Source organism: Paraburkholderia sp. CNPSo 3274, from assembly GCF_024206475.1.
Taxonomy (GTDB): Bacteria; Pseudomonadota; Gammaproteobacteria; order Burkholderiales; family Burkholderiaceae; genus Paraburkholderia.
Genome location: NZ_JAMBPR010000028.1, coordinates 1 through 20,892 on the forward strand (window position 1 = coordinate 1; position 20,892 = coordinate 20,892).

Below are 20,892 nucleotides of genomic sequence, written 5' to 3' on the forward strand. Positions count from 1 at the left end.
TGTCCGCTTCGTACATCTCGGCGAACAGTCGATCCATCTTCGCCAGCGCTTCGTTCGCCATTACGCGGATCGAACGCAACGGATGCGACTTGGGGACGAAGTCGTCCAGCTTGCGCACGGAAAACAAACTCTCGGTGAAAGTGTCGGCGCCGCGCATGATCTCCAGTGGGTAAGTGGTGGTTCATCTATCAACGCTTCACGAACTCTGCGCGATGACATGTTTCAGCGGTACTTCAGCAACCTGTTAGGCGTCTTCACAGCAGCAGCCGATTTCGGTGCCCCGCCAGCTATCAGGAACTTGCTTCGGTCCTTTGCATTTGCAATCCATGCGGGAGCACGACCATGGCCAGTCCAGGTTGCGCCCGTTTTGGGATCGAGATATTTCGCTGCCGACGAGCGCTGCTTCGCCGCAACGGTCGTTCCCGGTTTGCGGCCGCGCCGCTTGCCGACAAATGCTTCAATGTCAGCAACCGTCACTGCATGCTTGTCCATCAGGCCGCGAATCTTTTCGAGTACCCCCGACGATTTCGTTGTCGCCAGCGATTCTGCTTGAGCCTGCAGCTTTGCGATTCTTGCCTGAATCGATTGGAGCGTAGCCATTCGTGGTTTTCCTTTGAAAAGTTAGTTTTTCGCACTATGCCACATCGGACGACGAATACAACATTTTGTATCGAATTAGTTTGCGCTGGGCAGTGAGAAACATTACTGTCTATTTCGAGGTCGATAAGTCGTCTGACTATCGGCATGGAAGTGTCGTCGCGCTCTTCGCCCCCCCACTTCAAGCCAGCGCGTTCTTACTCGTTATCCGAAATCTGGTATGTACGCGAATTGACCATAGGAATACCAATAGGCTCTCGCGCGATGCGTCATACTCTTGGGAGACCAGCGAAGATCGGGCGGGCAACCTGTTTTCGTGCAGCGGGCAACGCAAATCCCGCTGGCACGTTACAACTACTCTTTTTTTCGCGGAAACTACGCCTGTCTGATTGTGCTGCCGCAAGACTCGCGCACGATAAGCGGGACCGCCATCATCGAATGCAACGCGTCCGGTCGTTCGCCAGCCATAAGGCGTACTAGCAGGTTAGAAGCCTCGCAAGCCTGCTCATAAGGCGACGTTCGCATCGTCGTCAGCGGTGGCGTCGCAAAAGCGGCCAGCGGAATATCGTCATATCCGACGATGGCGACGTCATCGGGGATGCGCAAGCCAGCCTTGCGCAATGCGGCCATCGCACCGAATGCGACGGTGTCGTTTCCTGCAAACAATGCGGTGAAGGCAGGGCCGTTCTCGAGCATCACACTCATGGCGTCATACCCGCTTTGTGCATTGAAGTTCGCGAATCCGACACGCTCGGCTTCCACCCCGAGACCGAATTCCCGCATGGCGTCGCGATAGCCGTAGAGGCGCTCCGTGACCCCGTGGTACTCATCGGACGCAAACCCGAGATAGGCGACTCTCCGATGCCCAAGCGCCAGAAGATGCCGCGTCGCGACGCGCGACGCCTCGCGCATGTCGACGTCGATGGTATAGATGTTTGCGTGTTCGGCGAGCTTCGATCCAAAGACCACGAGCGGAAAGCCTTCGGACGCAAGACGCGCGAGGTGGACGTCATCGGAGCGCGGCGTATTGATAGCAATGAGTCCGTCGATACGACGGCTGTCGACCAGTTCAACGAAGCTGCCACCCGAACGGCCCGTCTGGATCAGACCATGAGTCGAGGCTTGCGTGGGCTCTAAGTTCAGCGTCGCGTTGCAGCAAGCCGGTCGTTGCCGCGAACAGGGGTTATTGCTTCGGCGCGGCGTTCGAGTTGTCCCTCGCGTGCGACCTCCGGCTAGCCACGGAAACGACACCTTACGGACTCCCCGAGTAAAACACGGGCCGAGTCATCGGCTTCGAAAGCGTGGCGTGCCTTCATGGCTTGATAGGTACCGGGCGTACAAAGGACATCGTCATGCGCTCCCGACTGATATGCGGGGTGCAGGCCTATGACTGGGGTATTGCCACTGAATTCGCGATGGACAGCGAACTCGAAGACGCAACGAATGCATTGGTTGGAGAACTGCTCGATCTGCCGCCCGATCGGCAACGCGCAGCGAAGAAATTATTGAACAGCGTCGAGGCCGCGCAGTTCTCGCTCGACTTTGCGCTTGAGCATCACGGTTAGAAGCGCATAACCGAAGGCTATCGAACACTTCTTTTGTGTGAGAACTCAAGAGATAGGGACCCGCCTCGACTTTAGGCCAATCAAACCTCATCTTCAGGCAGCTGGCAAATTTGGTGGTAAAAGGTCTGGATATCGGCGAAGTAAAATGGACGAAACGCCCCGTAGACGTTTTTCCAGTCCGGCATGTAGCTCAAGAGATGTTCTCGAAATGTTGTCGCGACGTCCGGACTGAGATCCTTGCGCACGATCAGGACGGCGGGTACGCAAGTATCATATGCGCCGATGACCTTCGTCACCTGCACATTCGCGGGTGTCATCTTCCAGACGTCTTCCAGAATCATCGTGGCGCGAATGGACTTCGCGACAACAGCGTCGACCCGGTCCTGCCATCCCGAAACCTGCTTGAGTTCGAAGAAAGTTTCAAGCTTTTTTCCTTTCTCATTCAACATGATTGCGGGCGGAAAAAAACTGGAAGAACAGGACCTGTTCAGGTATCCGTACGTCGATCCTTCAAGGTCGTCGAGGTTATTCGCCTGATCGTCGTGACGAACCACAAGGAGCGTGCGTTGAGCGGGTTGACCGGAAAACTTCGATGTTGCGATGACAAGTCCGCGATAGTGCGGATTGCCCTTTCTCATCATCACGCAGAAGCCCGCCCCAGGAACATATGCGATATTCGGGCTGCCCGCCTCGAGCAACCGGTTCATCTCCGGAATGTCCGTCGTCACCTCGGCGTTCACGCCTGCCTCTGACAACAGGCTTGTCCAGGGTTCTTCGGTAACGGGAAAGTCGAGATTCTTGTTCAGAAGAAACGTCAGATTCTGCTTTGCCATGGTTACCACCTTTTTTCAGTCGCCATCGTCTTTTACTTCGATTTAAGCCCTGTAATTCTATGTGGATCGACAAATTAGCGATGACGAAAAGAATAGGCTTTTTGTCGAAATGCACGATCTCGGCTATCTGGAAACGTAGGCATTGAAAGCACTTACAAGGTTACGGATCGCCTGCCCGAGGTCGTCTTCGGCGACGCCGGCCAGTTGAGCCGCCGGTAACTGCCAGGTGGTCCGAGAGGCCAGCGCGTGCAGCAGCTGAACGGTCATCGCGTCGTAGCCGTCAGCCCTTTGGCGCTCAAACGCGCCTGGGTCTCCTTCCCGCAGGACCTCAAGCACCGCGGCCGCACCACAAACCGAGCGCAAGGCCACGATGACGTCACGCAGGTGTTCAAGCCACGCTGATCGCCAACGCCCCTCCAGGAGCATGCGCTCTCGTGCAGCTTCCAGGCGAGTGCTTGCGAGTCCGGCATCTCGTTGCAGGGTGTCAAGCGTGGCTGCCGAGCCGCCGTCCAGACGGAGCGCGGCTGACGCGAAGCGCATGTTGGCAGATATCGCCGTGGAAACTGCGGCGGCAAGCGTGTCACTGCTCCGCTCGGGCCACAAGACGAAGCTGGCCGCCACGCCCACGAAGGCGCCAATGATTTCATTGATAAAGCGTGCAGCAATCAAACCGCCAGTCGGGTGAATGAAGTTGGAAACCAGCATGAACATGGGACAGAGAAAGACCACGAACAAGCCGTAGCTCACCAGCCTGGAGGCAATGGCCGCAGCGGCAAGCGGCAGGATGGCGAGGAGCACTGCGCCCGGAGTCGGCAGCGTCGCCAGAAGTGCCGCGGCAATCAGTCCGCCGATGAGGCTGCCGATTGCTCTCTCCCACACGCGCAGCCATGTGTTGGCGGAAATCGGTTGCGTCACGATGATTGCCGCGAGCGCGCCCCAATAGGCGAGCGTGACGTTTAGCCAGGTGCCAATGGCAAAGGCGAATACGGTTGCCATCGCAACTCTTAGCGCGTGGCGCCAAACCAGCGAGTCCACGATCTGGCTGGTACTCGCTGCAGCGACTGGGGACTCCTTGCTGCCGACGACTGAAGCCAAGCCGCCTTCTGCGAGGCGGACAATGGCACTTGCCGCAAACGTCACGGAACGTGCTGCCGTATCGTCCTGACCGGCGACCTGGCGCACAAGGGCGTTCGACTGCATGACCAGCGCTTCGGGAAGCGGACGGTCCAGCAGGGCATGGGCGCTGACCCCCTGCAGGACCTCCTGCAGTCCTTGCAGCAGGTACCGCGCTTTCGCGCTGAGGGCCACTTGGGAAATCCGCCGGGAATGACCGATGGCAATCAACGCGGAAAAGATTCTGGCCGCCGTATCGATATACGCCCCGAGCCGCGATCCATTGCTGGTGTCGAGCGCCGCCAACGCCCTCCCCCGTTCGATAGACATCCGCACGCCCCGGCGGTGCACCGTATCGAACTCCTCCCAGCCGGTGACACTTGTGCCTGGGAGGGGATCCAGCGCCAGCAAAAAGCCGGCCATGATCTCCAGTCTTCCGAAGATCGTCGATAGCATCAGATTGGCGGATTGCCGGAATGGAATGGGCCAGAGGAAGACGCAGAACAGCATGGTCCAGGCGGAACCAAGCAAGAAATATCCGGCCAGCTCGAGCGCCCCGGCCAAAGGTCTGCTTAACGCAACCCCAATGACGACGGCGAGAGAGGCAACCAGACCTGCCTGGGTGGGCATCGGGCCAAGAGCCGGTTTGTAGGATCGCGCGAGTCCGCAGAGGAAGACCAGGACGAACAGAGTGACGAGGCTCGCGATATAGCCCCAGCTCGCCGCGTAGGCAGAGAGCGGCATGACGATGCCCCCCAGGATCGTGAACGTGCCCATCGCCTTGAGGCGTACGGCGTTCTCCCCTTGGGGATCGCACAGGCAATTCCAGAAAGCCGCAACGGCGCCCAGCGCGACCTCGGGTCGTGCCAGCAGCATTGCCGCGGCCAGCATCGGCGCCATCGCCAGGGCGGCACGCACGCCCTCCGCGATCGCAACGCGCTCGGGCGTGACGGCAAAGACATGACCTTCCGCCCTGAAAGTCCGGCGACTGACTATCGATACCAGCTTGGCAACGTTGAACATGACACCTTCGCTTTGCGCAGACGTTGAACTGGATGGCCCAACGCCTTCGAAGCGAAGCGTTGACTTTGCGCCCATCGTCGAGAAGCCACAGCCTGGCGCGCTTAGCGTAGCACGGAAATCTGGGCGATCCGCGCCTGCAACTGCCAGGCGGCGTGTGGATCCAGCAGACTTTACCCGCGATCGGCAATCTATCGATGGGCAACGTACGGCTTGACCATCTTCTTCGGGTCGACGATTTCATCGAACTGTGCTTCGGTCACATAGCCGAGTTTCAAGGCTGCCTGCTTGAGCGTGAGATCGTTATCGTACGCATAATGTGCGATCTTCGACGACTTGTCATAGCCGATAACCGGCGAAAGCGCCGTCACGAGCATCAGCGAACGGTCGACATCTTCCTGGATTTTCTTCAGGTTCGGCTTCGTGCCTTCCACCAGAAACTTCCGGAAGTTCGTGCATGAATCGCTCACGATAGCGATGGAATGCATGATGTCGAAGATGATCAGCGGCTTGTAGACGTTCATCTCCAGATAGCCGCTTGCGCCGCCGATACCCGTTGCCACATCGTCGCCAATCACTTGCGTAGCGACCATCGCGAGCGCCTCGGCCTGCGTAGGGTTGACCTTGCCCGGCATGATCGACGAGCCTGGCTCGTTTTCGGGAATGATCAGTTCTGCGAAGCCGGCGCGCGGCCCGCACGACATCAGCCGAATGTCGTTGGCGATCTTGTAGAGGGAGCATGCGAGCGTGCGCATCGTGCCCGATAGATGGATGAGCGCATCGTGCGCGCCTTGCACGGTGAACTTGTTCGGGGCTGTGACGAACGGAAGATTCGTCAAGCGGGCAATCTCGGCAGCGGCTGCGCCCGCGAATTCCGGCGTGGAATTCAGGCCCGTACCAACGGCCGTGCCGCCGAGCGCAAGGCGATAGACGCCCTTTAGCGCATCGTCGAGCCGCTCCAGGTTGTCGGTGAGCATGCCCTCGTAGCCGGACCACTCCTGACCCAGCGTGATCGGAGTCGCGTCCTGCATATGAGTCCGCCCAATCTTGACGACGTCCTTCCAGGCAACCGCTTTCACACCAATCGCGTCGCGCAAGGCGGTGACCGTCGGCGCGAGCCGCTCCTTGACGTTGATTGCCGCTGCCATGTACATGGCGCTCGGAAACGAATCGTTCGACGATTGCGACATGTTCACGTGATCGTTCGGGTGCACGGGTGTCTTGCTGCCGAGCGGTGTGCCCGCAAGTTGACAGCAGCGATTCGATATCACCTCATTGACGTTCATGTTGAACTGCGTACCGCTGCCGGTCATCCATACGTGCAGCGGAAACATGTCGTGATGCTGGCCGGCGAGTATCTCGTCACACACCTTGACGATGAGATCATGCTGAAGCGCGCCAAGGCGCTGCTCATTGAAATTGACGTTGGCCGCCGCCTTTTTCAGAATCGCGTAGGTGATGATCATTTCACGCGGTATCAGATCATCGCCGATGCTGAAATGCTGGAGCGAGCGTTGGGTTTGCGCGCCCCACAGTTTGTCTGCCGGTACATTGACGACGCCAAGGCTATCGCTTTCCTGACGAAAGCCCGCGGCGGGCTCCGGTTGCTCCGAGCCCTCGGCCGATACCCACGCGGAACTGCCACCCACGGCAAGCGATGCGAGGAGCGTCGATTGCATCATTTGTCTGCGGTTCATCTGCTTTCCCCTTATGCGCGAATCCAGTCAACGTTACGATATGCGATATCGCATTGTTCGATGCGTCTGGCGACGCGACATCAGGGCGCTATCCACCCTGTCGAGGAAAGTATGGGACGGTTTCGCGCGTCGATCTTCCTGAAACGCACTGGAATTCAAGGTCGATTGGCGCAGCGGACCGTGAACGTGGAATGGCGATGCAGTGCCCCGGAATGCGGCAAGGGCCGCCGCGAACCCGGATTTCGGATTCGCGGCGGCCCCTGTCAACAATGATGCATCAATTGCTATCGAAGTCGGCCGAGAGGCTCAGGTCGCGTTGGCTCTCGATATCCTTCGTGAGCTTCTGCAGGTAATCGACGACCGTATTGAAGCCCCATGCGCCCAGCACCAGATGACGCGGTGCCTCCGTGTTGCGCGCGATGGCGATCATCGCTTCGCCGGCCCCCGCCGGGTCGCCCGGTTGCGTGCCGCTCGTCTGCTTTGTGCCGGTGTGGCGCTTGCCGGCAGTTTCCGCGTAATCGTCGATCTGGGTGAGCGTCTGGCGCAGCGAGCGGCCTGCCCAGTCAGTGCGGAACGGACCGGGCTCCACGCACGTCACGCCAATGCCAAGCGGCTCCAGTTCAGCGCGCAGCGAGTCCGACCAGCCCTCCACCGCGTGCTTGGAGGCAGCGTAGTAGCCCGAGCCCGGAAAGCCGATCAGGCCGGCCACCGAGCTGATGTTGATGATGTTGCCGCTGCGTTGCGCGCGCATGAGCGGCAGCACGGCGCGGGTCATCGCAAAGAGGCCGAATACGTTGGCGTCGAATTGTGCGCGAATCTCGGCTTCCACGCCTTCCTCCGCCGTGCTCTGATAGCCGTAGCCGGCATTGTTCACGAGCACGTCGATACGGCCAAATTTTTCGCGCGTTGCCGCGACAGCCGCTTCGATCTCGGCCGGCTTCGTGACATCGAGCGCAAGCGCCAGGGCACGGTCCTCCGCGCCGCTCACGATGTCGGCCACGCTCGAGACGTCGCGCGCCGTGACAACGGCTCGCCAGCCTCGCTTGACGATCAGCGTGGCGAGCGCGCGTCCAAGGCCAGTCGAACAACCTGTGATAAACCAGACGGGGGTGTTTAATGATGACATGGTAGATCCCTAAATAGACGTGCTACTGCATGGTGACAAGACAGGGCTTTCGGGGCATGCAAGCCGCTAATTCCTCGCGCCGGATGCTGTTTCACTCCGGCATAGCGTCGCAGTATAGGAGTTCGCTTGCTCATCAAAAAGCCGCACAATCCAAATGCGCTATGCGATGAATTAGCATAGTGCGCCGCTCGAGGTGCAGTGGGCAATAGCGGGACTGTCAGGTTGGAATGCCTCGGCCGTCTTTCGCAATGGGCTGGGGATTGTCGAGAACGATCGACGGAAAAATCGGGCAACGCGGACGCAGGATGCAATTGGCGCAATGCGCGCCCTTTGCATGGCCTTATTTCAGCCGCTCACGTACGAAGTCGATGAAGACCCTCAGCTTGCGCGGCAAGCCGGTTGGATTGTAGTAGTAGAGGTATAGCGCACCGCGCGGAATCCATTCGTCCAGCACATTCACGAGCCGGCCAGACATTCAGGAATTCCTTTAGCACCGGAGCGATGACCAGCGCAATCGACGCTCGCAGCACGTTCAGCCGCAGCGTGCCCATCGTGCCGCTGGATGCGCGGCCAACCTCGTTGAATGCGAGATCGAGTTGCTCCATCAACGGCTGGATTCGCTTCAGAAATTCGCTACCCGCTTCGGTCAGGCTGACGCTCCGCGTGGTGCGATTGAAGAGCTTCGTGCCGAGTTGATCCTCCAGCCGCCGGATCGTGTAGCTTGCGACGGAGTTGGAGATACCGAGTGGCTGCGCGGCGGCGCTAAAGCTTTGTTGCTCGGCAACACGGGCAAACAGCGAGAGAGCGGAAAGATCCGAACCGTTCATTGCACGATTTGATGGGATAGACACTCTAAATCAGGCATCCTTTTTTACAACGCCTTTGGGTGGTGTCGAGTTGCGACGCGGATCGACGCCGCACGCTATTCCCTCTTACGCTCACCCAGCAGGAATTGCGAATGCGTCACGCAACGCATTCGCATAATCCACGAAAACGTGGATCAACCTTGCAAAAAGGCGAGCAGATCGGCATTGACCTTGTCGGCATCCGTCGTGCACATGCCGTGAGGCCCACCCGGATAAACCTTCAGGGTCGCATTCTTCACGATTTTTGCCGTCATCCGCGCTGCAACGTCGACCGGCACGAGTTGATCGTCGTCACCGTGAAGGACCAGCGTCGGCACATCGAACTTCTTCAGGTCTCCGGTGTAGTCCACCTCGAACTGCTTGACGCACTGATACTGTGCCAGGATGGACCCGCCCATCGCCTCCCGCCAGAATTCGTCGATGGTGCCTTGCTCGACCTTTGCATTGGGCCGGTTGAAGCCGTAAAAAGGCAGAGCCAGGTTCTTGTAGAACACGGACCGGTTGCCTGTCAGGTTCTTGCGGATACCGTCGAACGCGGACTCAGGCAAGCCGTCCGGATTGTTGTCGGTCTTGACCATGAATGGCACGACGGCGCTAATCAGAACGGCCTTGGCAACCCGCGACGTTCCGTGGCGCCCGACATAGCGTGCGACCTCGCCGCCGCCCATCGAGTGGCCGACGAGCGTCGCCCCCTTCAGATCGAGTGCGTTGATCACGGTTGCGAGATCGTCCGCGTAGGTGTCCACGTCGTTGCCCGACGAAGACTGGCCAGAGCGCCCGTGTCCGCGTCGATCGTGCGCGACCACCCGGTAGCCGTTCTGCACGAGGAACAGCATCTGGGCATCCCATGCGTCCGCATCGAGCGGCCAGCCGTGCGAAAGCACCACGGGCTTGCCGCTGCCCCAATCCTTGAAGAAGATTCGCGTGCCGTCTTTGGCCAGGACCGAATCGGCGTCGTGGCGGGAAGCGGTGCGAGTGTGCCCGCTGCCAACGGTCGCTTCCGCCATGGCAACGGCCGGTGCCGCGATTGCCGCGACCGCCGCGCCCGCTCCCGCAGTCAACACGTACCGGCGATCTGACGAATGGTTTGCGCTTGATGTAGCCACGATTTCCCCCTTCTCTTCTTCAGGACGATGGATGGAGCGATCAACACACCATCATGCTATCGAGGCAAACGTTATCGTTCTTTCGGCAACGCACGCATTTTGTCCCCAGAGTATCGTGGGAACAGATTCTTTCTCGCAACCGGCGAATCGGCATCCGCTGTCACGGCACCTTCTTGACCCAGACGCCCTGCGCATTGACGAATTCGCGCAGACCGAAATGCGAGAGCTCCCGACCATACCCGCTTTTTTTCACGCCCCCCACCGGAAGGCGCGGATTCGAAGCGCTGAACCCGTTCACGAACACGCCACCGGTTTCGAGCCGTCTCGCGATCTCGCTCGCCTTCGCAGTGTCCGAAGTCCACAGATTGCCGCTCAGTCCGTAGTCGCTCATATTGGCAAGACGGATCGCGTCCTCCAGATCGTCCGCCACCGTGAGCGCGGCGACGGGTCCGAAAATCTCCTCGTCGAACGCGGCCATTCCCGGCGCGACATCACCCAGCACCGTGGGCTCGTAGAAAAAGCCCGGGCCTTCGATCATCTTGCCGCCAAGAAGCACTTTCGCTCCGCTCGCTATCGTTCTGACGACCTGCTCATGCACGCCGTCACGAAGATCGCTGCGCGCGATCGGTCCGATCGTTGTGGCGACATCGAGTGGATTACCGGCTTTGACTTTCGACGCAGCGGCGACGTATTTATGCGTGAATTCTTCCGCAATCGGCCGCTCCAGAATAAAGCGCTTCGCGGCAAGGCACACCTGCCCCGCATTCTGAAAACGCGCCTCGATGCCGACCTCCACTGCGCGGTCGAGATCGGCGTCCGCGAGCACGATGAACGCATCGGCACCACCGAGTTCGAGGAGGCTCCTCTTGAGCGCCTTGCCCGCGACCGACGCCACCGCCGATCCTGCCCGCATGCTGCCCGTTACCGTGACGGCCGAGGTGCGTGGATCTTCGATGACCCGCGCCACCATTTCGTTGCCGACGTGCAGAATTCCGAATGCCCCCTTCGGAAATCCGCTCGCCTCGAAGGCTTCCTGCAGCGCGTACGCGCAGCCCATGACGTTCGGTGCGTGCTTCAGGATAAACCCGTTGCCCGACAGCATGACAGGCCCTGCTGCGCGCATGACCTGCCAGTACGGGAAGTTCCACGGCATCACGCCGAGTACTGTGCCGATTGGCAGAAAGGACACGTACACGCGATCGCCGTTATCCACGGGCGCGGGCTCGTCGGCCAGAATCGCGGGGCCGTGTTCGCTGAACCAGTCCACCGCCGCCGCGCACTTTTCGACCTCGGCACGCGCGGCGGCGATCGTCTTGCCCATCTCGCTCGTCGCCAGCAGCGCCAGCGGCTCGAGTCTTTCACGCAGCGTCGATGCGAGCCGCCGGTAGCAATTGACGCGTTCCGTCATCGGCGTGGCGCCCCAGTTTCTCGCAGCAGCCGCGTTTTGCGCAAGCATCTGTTCGATGTCGTCAGGCCGCTGAAGCGGGTAGGTCATGATGACCTCGCCCGTTGCCGGGTTGCGCGATACCGATGCATCCTCCAGTGCCGCCACGTCACTCTTCATCGCCGCCTCCAGGATAACGTTGAACGCGCAACTTTCTCACGTGCCGTTCAAATTCACGCATTCGCGTAGGCTTTGGCGCGCCGCGCTCCCGGCCCAGATCATGTTACGTCTAGCGCGTTCCAGGCGCTTTCCAAAGCGCACTGGGAAATGCGCAAGCGCCCGAGGAAAGCGACTTGCGAAGACGGGGCGGCCCACGCGCAGCGACGTACGCGCCCCATACACCCCGCGTTCAAGCGGTTCGCGTGACAGGCAGCACGAATTCGAATGCCGCGCCGGCCTCTTCAATCGGCAACAAGGCCAGAGCGCCGTTGTGCGCCTGAATGATCGAGCGGCAGATCGAAAGACCCATGCCAAGGCCCTCGTCTTTGGTCGAAAAGAATGGCTCGAACAGGCGCTCTCTGGCGTCGGGGGCAACGCCTGGCCCGTTATCACGCACGACCACGCGCAGTTGACCAGCGTTCACCGCCTCTGCCGAAACGGTGATCTCCCGGATCTGCGAATGCACCGCATCGAGTGACTCTATGGCATTCAGAATGAGATTGATGAGGACTTGCTGGATCTGGACGCGATCGCCCGAGACCTCTGGTAGTCCGTGCGAGACGGCGTATTCGACCGTTATGTGTCTCGTGTGAAGGTCGTGGGCGAGCAACGTCAACGTCTCTTCGATAATTTCCGCAATCGAAAATCGGGCCTTCTGCGGCAGTCCGTTCTTCGATAGCCGGCGTATTCGCGTAATGACGTCCCTGGCGCGAGTTGCGTCGCGGATGATTCTGTTGATTGCGATGCTTGCCTCATCGACATCCGGCTGATCGCGGTGTAGCCAATGCAATGCGGCCGTACCGTAGGTCACGATGGCGGAAAGCGGCTGATTCACTTCATGCACGATGGACGACGTAAGCTTTCCGAGCGCATGCACCCTGGCCAGATGCGCAATCTCCGCTTCGGCGCGGCGCAACGCCTCCTTGCGCCTCTCTCGCCCGGTCACGTCCATGCTGCTACACAGGTAGTACGGGTCACCGTTTTCGCTTGTTCGCCCCTCTCCGACAGTACGAAAGTATCGTATTGCATCCTCGTCAACGATTCTGAATTGCACCTCGAAATCCTGTCGTTCCTCTATCGCCTCTGAAATCACCGCTGAAACGCGTGTCCTGTCGTCTGAATGCATGGCGTCGAGCAAGTCGCTTATCGTTTGTTTTGGCGACCCTTCTGCGAGGAGTCTGAACAGCGCCCCGATTTTCAGGGCCGGACTTATCTCGCCAGTTTCAATATTCCACCGCCAACTTTCCGTCTCGCTCAGTCTTTGCACTTGATCGAGAGTTGATTCGATCTCCTCCAGCCGCGATTGCGCGCGTATGCTCTCTCGATTCCCGGAGCGCAAGCTCTCATAGTGTCGCCCGGCGTCAGGTGTACAGCCGCGTGGCGGCCCGATCAATACATCCAGCCACGCGAGCAATTCCGCAAACTGCGCTGGATCGTCGTCGCGATCGGCCGCGCCTTCGGTTAGATCTCGTGCGCGCTCGCTTGTGGACGCCGGCTCGCTGATAAGAAGAATCGGTATCGCGTTGCTCGAACTACGCAGCGTCGAGACAACACCGATTCCGGCCATCCTGCCGGGCAGGTTCCGGTTCCATATGATCGCATCGTAGGTTTCAATCGCAGCGAGGAAGATTCGCTTGCGCCCGGTTTCGGCGAATTCCACGCAGTGGCCCGCCTTGAGCAGCCCAGCCTCGAACTGGCGGGCAATGCGAACATTGTCTACTGCAAGCAGCACGTTCATTTTCGCCCCAACTACCGTCGGCGGGCTACCAGGTCGAGTTCACCTGCCTCGGCGAGCTTTCGGCGTGCGTAGTGGCGCGTCGTCTCCAGTAGCCGGTAGCGTATGTTGTCGCCGTCCTTTTCGACCGTTACCCATGACTTCTCAACCAGGCTCGACAGCGCGTCGCTGATTCGAGCCGCCCGAGGTTCTTCGTCGGCCGCTATGGTAATGGCTGAATCCAGGCAAAACGCGTCAGCGAACACGCCGAGGCGGCGCAAGACGAGACGCTCGACTTCAGTCAGCAATTGATGGCTCCAGTCGAGCGTCGCCAGCAAGCTCCTGTGCCGCTGCGCTCCCGTGCGCTGACCGCTTCCGAGCGCGATGAAACGGTCGTCGAGCTGGGCCAAAAGCTCGCGTACACAAAATGCGTCGAGACGCGCCGCCGCCAGTCCAATCGCCAGCGGAATGCCATCGAGCCGACGGCAGATTTCCGCGACCATGGGGGCGTTGTCGTCACACAGCGCGAAGTCGCTACATCGAGCCGCCGCTCGCTCCGCGAAGAGCTGGATCGCCGGGTACTGGAGCGCTTCGCTCGCGCTGAGCCCAGCTGATTCGACCGGACTCCCGAGCGGCGCGAGCCTGTACACATTTTCTCCGGTCGCACGAAGCGGTTCGCGGCTCGTGGCAAGAATCTGCAAGCGCGGCGCAGCCAAGACCAGGCGCCCAGCGATGGCCGACGCCGCTTCGACGACGTGTTCGCAATTGTCGAGCAGGAGCCACTGCCGGTGGCTGCGCGAGCAAAAGTACGTCGCGAGCGCCGAGGTGATATCGCTTGAACGCGTGGTCAAGCCAACCGCGGTTGCGATCGCGCACGGCACGAGGCGCGGGTCCGAAAGCATGGAAAGGTCTACCCACCATACGTCGTAGCGGGACGTTTCGACGATCGATCGGGCGACCGCCAGCGCGATACTTGTCTTGCCGGCGCCGCCCGCGCCCGTGACCGTCATGATGCGTGTGCACGGCAGCCGCGCGAGAATGGCATCGATGTCCGCAGAGCGGCCGACCAGCCGCATGAGGCCCGCGGGCACGTTGTGCGTGGCGTCCGGGCGTTCGCGGGGCCGCGCATTGTCCGCGAGGAGCGCCCTCGCGTTGACCGGCGCCACAAACCGATAGCCCTGCCCCACAACCGTCGCCAGATAGCGTTCACCGAGGCTCGTTTCTCCGAGCGCCTTGCGCAACGCAGCGATTTGAACCTTGAGATTGCTCTCGTCCACAACGGATTTTGGCCAGGCGCGGCTCATCAACTCGTGCCTCGTCACCACTTCCCCAGCACGTTCCACCAGCACCGCCAATAGCTCGAGAGCACGGCTTCCAATCCGCACGCGCGATTCGCCGTCGAGCAGCAGCCGCCGCGCGGGCATGAAAGTAAACCGGCCGAATTCAAATACCGAATCGAATACCGCGCTCCCCCGGGTTGCCTCATGGCGCGTATTCGCCTCCGCACGCGAGAGCCCGCTCGTCGCGTCGTCGTTCGTTAGGATATCGAAAGCAGGTTGAACGCAAAGCGCACTCCATTTTGAAGGCGCGCCCGCTGCTTCCTCTGCCTGGCACGTAGGGACGATCTTGCTCATGGCGCTACACGGAAAAATCACGCTGCCATGTTAGGCCGTTGTAGCTATGCAGAAGGTGACCGAAACGTTAACCTTATTTAAGGCGACATCTCAACCTTTGCCCATGCCAGTAGCCGCGCCAGTTCGGTCCGGCGCGCCGCTTACGTTAAAAAAATTTAATCTGCCATTGAAGCGCCGCCCGCGTGGTCCGCGCGATAATAAGTGGTCGAAGCGGCAGGATCCTGGGCGCCCGCCCGGCGTGCTTCAGTGGTCTGTGTGACAGCGCACGTCTGGCGCTCGTTGTACTGACCGCGAGTGATAGACATGAAAATTCTCCTGGTCGAAGACAATCAGCAGGTGGCAGGCTTCCTGAAGAAGGGCTTGCACGAAACCGGCCACGTCGTCGACTGGGCGGACAATGGCCGCGATGGCATGGCGCTCGCAATCGGGGAAGCTTACGATGCAATCATTCTCGACCGCATGCTTCCGGGCGGAATCGACGGGCTTGGCATCGTTGCGGCGCTTCGCGCATCGGGCAACAAGGTCCCGGTGCTAATCCTGAGCGCACTCGACGAAGTCGACGAACGCATTCGCGGCCTGAAGGCGGGCGGCGACGATTACGTTGTGAAACCGTTTTCCTTTGGCGAAGTCCTGGCGCGGCTGGAGGCGTTGGCGCGGCGCAGCCAGGACAATCACTATGATACGACCCTGAAAGTTGGGGAACTATGCATGGACCTTCTCTCGCGCAAGGTCACGCGCGACGGCAAGGTGCTCCTCCTCCTCAAGCCTCGCGAGTTCAAGCTGCTCGAGTATTTGATGCGCCATGCCGAGCAGGTCGTGACGCGCACGATGCTGCTCGAAAACATCTGGGAATACCACTTCGATCCGCAAACCAACGTCATCGACGTGCACGTGAGCAAACTGCGCCAGAAGATCGACACCGGGTTTGAGCGGTCCATGCTCCGAACGGTCCGCAATGCGGGTTACATGCTGACGGCCAATCCTTGAATCGAGGCGTCTCTCGCGAGGGCGCAACCATGAGGCTGACGGACTACGATCGAACGAACTTGAGCGACGACGGCCAGTTCGTCCTGTCGCGCCTGCGCAGCCATGGGGAAAGCCAGAGCTGGCTGACCGTTACGTTGTCCGCCTACCGGCCGCTGCCCGAAAGCCAGGAACGTCTCGAACGCGCCTACCGGATGCGCGCCGCGCTCCAGGACGCGCGTGTTGCCATGCCGCATTCGCTGCTGCAAGACCACGGCAGTGTAACGCTCGTGCTAGAAGATCCCGGCGGCATACCATTGCGCACCGCGCTCAAAGGCCCGTTCCCGCTCGAACGTTTTCTGACCGTCGCGACGAGCCTCGCAGCGGCGCTCTGCACGCTGCACGACCGTGGGCTCACGCACAACGACATCAGGCCGGGCAACATTCTTCTCGATGAGCAGACACAAGAAGTCACCTTCACCGGTCTTGGCCTCGTTTCATCGGAGCCGCGGGAGCGCCCCGTACGCAATCTGCCCATGCTCGCGAGCGAAGCGCTCGCCTATCTTTCTCCCGAACGCACGGGCCTGATGAACCGATGGTCCGACTCGCGCGCCGATCTTTATTCGCTCGGCGTTGTCCTCTATGAAATGCTCACGGGTCAATTGCCCTATCACGCGAGTTCGCCTTCGGAATGGCTGCATTGCCACACCGCGCAAATGCCCATACCGGTTTCCGAGTGCATAGGCGCCGCTGCGCCCGACCCGGTAAGCGAGATCATTGCGCGCTTGCTGGCCAAGGACGCCGCACAGCGTTATCAGACCGCAGAAGGGCTTGCGCACGATTTGCGATGCTGCCTCGACGCCTGGCGCCAATCAGGCCGCATCGAATCGTTCGAACTGGGCGTGGCCGATTCGCCCGACCAACTGCAATATCCGTTTCGGCTTTACGGCCGCGAAAAGCAGGTCGAAATGCTCGAAGCGGCATTGAGCCGCGTCGTGCGACACAAGGAGATCGTGCTTGCGCTCGTTTCCGGCTATTCGGGAATCGGCAAGTCGACGCTCGTCAACAGCCTGCGCGTGACATCGGCATCTAGCTCTCGAGGGTGGTTCGCGTCCGGCAAATTCGAGCGCTACAAGCGCGATATCCCCTACGCCACGCTCGCGCAAGCGTTCCAGGACCTGATCCGGCAGGTGATCGACGGCAGTCCTGCCGCGCGCGAAGGCCTGCGCGCGCGCCTCGTCGAAGCGCTCGGCGCAAATGGCGTGCTCATGACCAGCCTGATTCCCGAACTCGAACAGATCATCGGGCCGCAGGCGCCGGTTCAGGCGCTTCCGCCCCAGGACGCGCGTACGCGCTTTCTCGCCGTATTTACGCGCTTCATCGGCGCGTTTCCGCACGAAGGGCGGCCACTCGTGCTGTTTCTCGACGACCTGCAGTGGAGCGATGCCGGTACGCTCGCCCTGCTCGAACGACTATGTCAGTCCGACGTACGAAATGTGCTCCTGGTCGGCGCCTATCGGGACAACGAGGTGGGATTGACGCATCCGCTGAGACAGTCGATCGATTCCATCCGGCAGACCGGCACGCACGTCGATGAAATCATGCTCGCGCCGCTGCAATTCGACGATGTTTCGCGGCTCATCGGCGACGCGCTCAAAACCACACGCGCCGAATTGCGCGACTTGAGCAAACTGGTCTTCGAACGAACGGGAGGCAACCCGTTCTATGTCGTGCAGTTCCTGAAGTTCCTGAGCGACGAGCATCATCTCGTGTTCGATCGCGAACGCCGCCTATGGCTTTGGGACAGCGATCAATTGCGCGCGGCCAGCTTCGCGCAAAGCATCGTGGATCTCATGGTGGAAAAGATCGAACGACTGACGGCGCCAACCCAGGAACTGCTCACGCAGTTCGCCTGCCTGGGCGGCCGCGCGAGTTCCCTGCTGCTCGCGCGCATCAGCGGCATGACCGAGTCCGATGTGGAAGCGACACTCGCCGGCGGCGTGGAAGCGGGTTTGCTTTATCGCCGCCGCGATGGTTTCGCTTTCGTACATGACCGGGTGCACGAAGCGACCTACGATCTGATTCACGAGCACGACCGCGCCCGCGCCCATTTGCGCATTGGCCGCATTCTCGCCGCGCAGGCGCCGACCGACGAGGAGCGTGACGTCTTTGAAATCGTCAACCAGTACAACCGCGTGCTTGCGCTCATCGATACATCGCAAGAGCGTGAACGGGTCGTTGATTTCAATCTCGAGGCCGGGCGGCGCGCTCGCGCCTCGTCGGCGTATGGCTCGGCGCTCATCTACCTTTCCGTCGGCAGCGAATTGCTTGGCGAAGACGAATGGGATCATCACTACGCGCGAAAGTTTCTGCTGGAAACGCAGCGCGCCGAATGCGAATTCCTGACCGGCGCCACGGAGAACAGCAAGGAGCGGCTCTCGATGCTCGATCAGCGCGCTCGCACCTTATGCGACCGTGCGACCATCACGTTCCTGCGCATCACGCTCTATACCGCGCTCGATCAGGTCAATGTGGCTGTCGAAACCTGCCTGAGCTATTTGCGGCATGTCGGTATCGACTGGGTCGCCCATCCCGGTCGCAGCGCCGCGCGCGAGGAATACGACCGGCTCCTCGACGGCATCGCCAACGCACCGATCGAAGCACTCGTCGATCTACCGTTGCTCGGGGACACGGAGATGACCGCGACGATGAACGTGCTTACCGCCGTCTTGCCGCCGGCATTCTTTAGCGACGAAAATCTCGTCTGCCTCGTACTTTGCCGAATGGCGAATTTGAGCCTCGCACATGGCAACAGCGACGCTTCATCGCTTGGCTATGCCTATCTCGGCATGGTTGCGGGACCGTTATTCGACGATTACGACGCCGGCTACCGCTTTGGTCAGCTCGGGCTCGCGCTCGTCGACAAGCGCGGGCTCGACAGATTCAAGGCGCGCGTTTACATGTGTTTCGCCTATCACGTCACGCCATGGACCAAGCCCATCCGCACGGGCATTCCGCTGCTGCGTCTCGCATTCGAAGCCGCGAGCGAAGCCGGCGACCTGACCTATATCGGCTTTAGCAGCTGCTGCACGGTCACCACGCTGCTCGCCGCCGGAGAGTCGCTCGGCGAAGTGGAACAGGAGGCGATACGCCGTCTGCAGATTGTCCAGGCGGCGAAGTTCGGCCTGATCGTCGATATCATCACGGCGCAGCTAGCCTTGATCCGTTCGCTGCGCGCCGGCACGGCCGATCCTGGCGACGAACATGGCCCATTCTGCGACGATGCATTCGAACGGCGCCTTGAAAGCGACCCGAGCCTCGCGATCGCCGCCTGCTGGTACTGGATACGCAAACAGCAGGCCGGCTATCTGGCCGGCGACATCAGGAGTGCGATGGATGCCGGGACCAAGGCGGCACCGCTCCTGTGGACGTCCTCCGGACACTTCGAAATGGCCGAATTCCAGTTCTTCGCCGCGCTCACGCGCGCACGCTGGCACGCCGAGGCACCAAGCGATGAGAAAGCGGAGAACCTGGAGAAACTTGCGGCACACCACCGTCAGCTCGAACTGTGGGCCACGCATTGCCCGAGCAATTTCGGTAGCCGCGCGGCCTTGGTGCGCGGCGAAATCGCCCGCCTTCGCGGCCGCGATTTCGATGCAATGGGCTGCTACGAAGAGGCCATCCGGCTCGCACGCGAATATGGTTTCGTCCACAACGAAGCGCTCGCACAGGACATTGCCGCGATGTTCTATCTGGAACACGGTTTCACGACCATTGCCGGTATGTATCTGCGCAATGCACGACTCGGCTGGCTGCGATGGGGTGCGATTGCGAGGGTAAAGGAACTCGACAGGCGCTATCCCGAACTGCTTCGAGAGCAGGCGGCATACGGACCGACTCCGGACAACGTAGCAGGCCACATCGATGTCGATACGGTCATGAAGGCGTCTCAGGCGATCTCGGCCGAACTCGTTCCCGGACGCCTGATCCATACGCTGATGACCATCATGCTCGAACACGCCGGGGCACGGCGCGCCCTGCTCGTTGTGCCGCGCGAGGAAAAGCTGTGGATCGATGCCGTGGCCGTAGCGACGCGTCAGGGCACGGATGTGAGCATCGAGCGCAAGCCGGTCTCTCCGCAGGAACTGGCCGAGGCTGTGCTTCATGAAAGCATACGGACGCACCGCCAGGTGCTGATCGACGATGCTTCGTCGGATGAAGCATTCTATGCCGATGAATATTTCGTCGCCAACCGTTCGCGCTCGGTGCTCTCTCTACCGCTCGTCAAGCAGTCGAAACTGATCGGCGTTTTGTACCTGGAAAATGAGCTCGCGCCCGGCGCCTTCACGCCGGCAAGGATGGCCGTGCTCAGGCTGCTTGCCTCGCAAGCGGCGATCTCGCTCGAAAACGCTTCGCTCGAAGAGAAGCAAACGTTGCTCGCGGAAAAGGATGCACTGCTGCACGAAGTGCATCATCGCGTCAAAAACAACCTGCAGCTCATTAGCAGCCTGCTGAACCTGCAGGCAGAACGCGTCGAGGACAAAGCCGTCGCAGAGCTGTTCGCGGACAGCCGCAATCGCGTGCGCTCGATGGCCATGGTTCACGAAAACCTGTACCGCGCGGGCAACTTCGCACGCATTCCCATGACGGTCCACGTGAAAACGCTGTGCGGGCATCTTGCGCGTGTCTACGACATGGGACGGCTGGGCGTCGACATGCAGATCGCCGTCGACGACGTCCAGCTCGACATGAATCGAGCAGTCTCGTGCGGTCTCATCATCAACGAACTCGTCTCCAATGCGCTCAAGCATGCTTTCCCCGATCAGCGCGGCGGCGTGCTGAACATCGGCCTGCGCGCGCTGGACGGTCATCGCTGCGAGTTGCGGGTTGCAGACGACGGTGTGGGGCTCGCGCCGGAATTCTCTTTCGAGCGCGACGAAACGCTCGGCCTGCGGCTCGTGCACGATCTTGTGCTGCAATTGCGCGGCAGCGTGGACGTCAGCCAGCAACAGGGAACCACATTCACGATTCATTTCGACGCCGCCGAACCCTGAT

At 60.5% G+C, this 20,892-nt stretch carries 15 protein-coding genes and 2 pseudogenes; 4 read left to right on the plus strand and 13 right to left on the minus strand.

The features are described from left to right. The 3 genes and pseudogenes from M3I54_RS19945 to M3I54_RS19955 all read right to left on the minus strand — a co-directional run. Positions 1 to 157, minus strand: a pseudogene (locus M3I54_RS19945) (IS5/IS1182 family transposase); the annotation flags it as partial. Positions 158 to 222: 65 nt separating this feature from the next. Next, positions 223 to 600, minus strand: a complete 378-nt coding sequence (locus tag M3I54_RS19950) for an H-NS histone family protein (protein ID WP_309249624.1) — start codon at positions 598 to 600, stop codon at positions 223 to 225. Between the two features lie 372 nt (positions 601 to 972). Continuing rightward, positions 973 to 1,740 carry a substrate-binding domain-containing protein gene (locus M3I54_RS19955; RefSeq protein ID WP_254339124.1) on the minus strand — a complete coding sequence of 256 codons (768 nt, stop codon included), beginning with the start codon at positions 1,738 to 1,740 and terminating at the stop codon, positions 973 to 975. A 47-nt stretch (positions 1,741 to 1,787) separates the two neighbouring features. Here M3I54_RS19955 and M3I54_RS45355 point away from each other — a divergent pair. Both M3I54_RS45355 and M3I54_RS45360 read left to right on the plus strand, forming a co-directional pair. Next, positions 1,788 to 1,868: pseudogene (locus M3I54_RS45355) on the plus strand (hypothetical protein); the annotation flags it as partial. Between the two features lie 81 nt (positions 1,869 to 1,949). After that, entirely contained in the window at positions 1,950 to 2,162 is a 213-nt protein-coding gene (locus M3I54_RS45360; RefSeq protein ID WP_375542170.1) for a hypothetical protein, read from the plus strand. Positions 2,163 to 2,242: 80 nt separating this feature from the next. Here the strand turns inward: M3I54_RS45360 and M3I54_RS19965 are convergent, their stop codons facing one another. The 10 genes from M3I54_RS19965 to M3I54_RS20010 form a co-directional block, all read right to left on the minus strand. Beyond that, complete coding sequence (locus M3I54_RS19965; RefSeq protein ID WP_254338945.1) at positions 2,243 to 2,995, minus strand: phosphate/phosphite/phosphonate ABC transporter substrate-binding protein; 753 nt, start codon at positions 2,993 to 2,995, stop codon at positions 2,243 to 2,245. Positions 2,996 to 3,118: 123 nt separating this feature from the next. Beyond that, positions 3,119 to 5,131 (minus strand): FUSC family protein, encoded by a 2,013-nt coding sequence (locus tag M3I54_RS19970; RefSeq protein WP_254338947.1) that lies wholly within the window; start codon positions 5,129 to 5,131, stop codon positions 3,119 to 3,121. Positions 5,132 to 5,319: 188 nt separating this feature from the next. Beyond that, on the minus strand, positions 5,320 to 6,825 hold the full coding sequence (locus M3I54_RS19975; protein ID WP_254338949.1) for a lyase family protein: 1,506 nt from the start codon (positions 6,823 to 6,825) through the stop codon (positions 5,320 to 5,322). A 277-nt stretch (positions 6,826 to 7,102) separates the two neighbouring features. Next, a complete protein-coding gene (locus M3I54_RS19980) occupies positions 7,103 to 7,951 on the minus strand; it encodes an oxidoreductase (RefSeq protein ID WP_254338951.1) in 849 nt (282 codons plus the stop codon). 353 nt (positions 7,952 to 8,304) lie between these two features. Continuing rightward, complete coding sequence (locus M3I54_RS19985) at positions 8,305 to 8,778, minus strand: LysR family transcriptional regulator (RefSeq protein WP_254338960.1); 474 nt, start codon at positions 8,776 to 8,778, stop codon at positions 8,305 to 8,307. Positions 8,779 to 8,951: 173 nt separating this feature from the next. Beyond that, positions 8,952 to 9,824: an alpha/beta fold hydrolase gene (locus M3I54_RS19990; protein WP_254338962.1), complete on the minus strand. Its 873-nt coding sequence runs from the start codon at positions 9,822 to 9,824 to the stop codon at positions 8,952 to 8,954. Positions 9,825 to 10,083: 259 nt separating this feature from the next. Continuing rightward, positions 10,084 to 11,487 (minus strand): NAD-dependent succinate-semialdehyde dehydrogenase, encoded by a 1,404-nt coding sequence (locus tag M3I54_RS19995; RefSeq protein WP_254338964.1) that lies wholly within the window; start codon positions 11,485 to 11,487, stop codon positions 10,084 to 10,086. Between the two features lie 229 nt (positions 11,488 to 11,716). Beyond that, positions 11,717 to 13,264 carry an ATP-binding protein gene (locus M3I54_RS20000; protein WP_254338966.1) on the minus strand — a complete coding sequence of 516 codons (1,548 nt, stop codon included), beginning with the start codon at positions 13,262 to 13,264 and terminating at the stop codon, positions 11,717 to 11,719. 11 nt (positions 13,265 to 13,275) lie between these two features. After that, positions 13,276 to 14,874 carry a winged helix-turn-helix domain-containing protein gene (locus M3I54_RS20005; protein ID WP_254338969.1) on the minus strand — a complete coding sequence of 533 codons (1,599 nt, stop codon included), beginning with the start codon at positions 14,872 to 14,874 and terminating at the stop codon, positions 13,276 to 13,278. A 155-nt stretch (positions 14,875 to 15,029) separates the two neighbouring features. Next, positions 15,030 to 15,179, minus strand: coding sequence for a hypothetical protein (locus M3I54_RS20010; RefSeq protein ID WP_254338970.1), 150 nt, complete (start codon positions 15,177 to 15,179; stop codon positions 15,030 to 15,032). Between M3I54_RS20010 and M3I54_RS20015 the strand changes: the two genes are divergently transcribed. Continuing rightward, the gene (locus tag M3I54_RS20015; protein WP_254338972.1) at positions 15,178 to 15,861 is read left to right on the plus strand and encodes a response regulator transcription factor; all 684 of its coding nucleotides are present in this window, start codon (positions 15,178 to 15,180) and stop codon (positions 15,859 to 15,861) included. The genes M3I54_RS20010 and M3I54_RS20015 overlap by 2 nt on opposite strands. A gap of 29 nt (positions 15,862 to 15,890) precedes the next feature. Next, positions 15,891 to 20,891, plus strand: a complete 5,001-nt coding sequence (locus tag M3I54_RS20020; protein WP_254338974.1) for an AAA family ATPase — start codon at positions 15,891 to 15,893, stop codon at positions 20,889 to 20,891. The last annotated feature ends 1 nt before the right edge of the window (position 20,892 follow it).

Bases quoted from the DNA above. Each gene is read 5' to 3' on its own strand.
- M3I54_RS19950 (WP_309249624.1), bottom strand. From the start codon at position 600: ATGGCTACGCTCCAATCGATTCAGGCAAGAATCGCAAAGCTGCAGGCT.
- M3I54_RS45360 (WP_375542170.1), top strand. From the start codon at position 1,950: ATGCGCTCCCGACTGATATGCGGGGTGCAGGCCTATGACTGGGGTATT.
- M3I54_RS19965 (WP_254338945.1), bottom strand. From the start codon at position 2,995: ATGGCAAAGCAGAATCTGACGTTTCTTCTGAACAAGAATCTCGACTTT.
- M3I54_RS19970 (WP_254338947.1), bottom strand. From the start codon at position 5,131: ATGTTCAACGTTGCCAAGCTGGTATCGATAGTCAGTCGCCGGACTTTC.
- M3I54_RS19975 (WP_254338949.1), bottom strand. From the start codon at position 6,825: ATGAACCGCAGACAAATGATGCAATCGACGCTCCTCGCATCGCTTGCC.
- M3I54_RS19980 (WP_254338951.1), bottom strand. From the start codon at position 7,951: ATGTCATCATTAAACACCCCCGTCTGGTTTATCACAGGTTGTTCGACT.
- M3I54_RS19985 (WP_254338960.1), bottom strand. From the start codon at position 8,778: ATGAACGGTTCGGATCTTTCCGCTCTCTCGCTGTTTGCCCGTGTTGCC.
- M3I54_RS19990 (WP_254338962.1), bottom strand. From the start codon at position 9,824: ATGGCGGAAGCGACCGTTGGCAGCGGGCACACTCGCACCGCTTCCCGC.
- M3I54_RS19995 (WP_254338964.1), bottom strand. From the start codon at position 11,487: ATGAAGAGTGACGTGGCGGCACTGGAGGATGCATCGGTATCGCGCAAC.
- M3I54_RS20000 (WP_254338966.1), bottom strand. From the start codon at position 13,264: ATGAACGTGCTGCTTGCAGTAGACAATGTTCGCATTGCCCGCCAGTTC.
- M3I54_RS20005 (WP_254338969.1), bottom strand. From the start codon at position 14,874: ATGAGCAAGATCGTCCCTACGTGCCAGGCAGAGGAAGCAGCGGGCGCG.
- M3I54_RS20015 (WP_254338972.1), top strand. From the start codon at position 15,178: ATGAAAATTCTCCTGGTCGAAGACAATCAGCAGGTGGCAGGCTTCCTG.
- M3I54_RS20010 (WP_254338970.1), bottom strand. From the start codon at position 15,179: ATGTCTATCACTCGCGGTCAGTACAACGAGCGCCAGACGTGCGCTGTC.
- M3I54_RS20020 (WP_254338974.1), top strand. From the start codon at position 15,891: ATGAGGCTGACGGACTACGATCGAACGAACTTGAGCGACGACGGCCAG.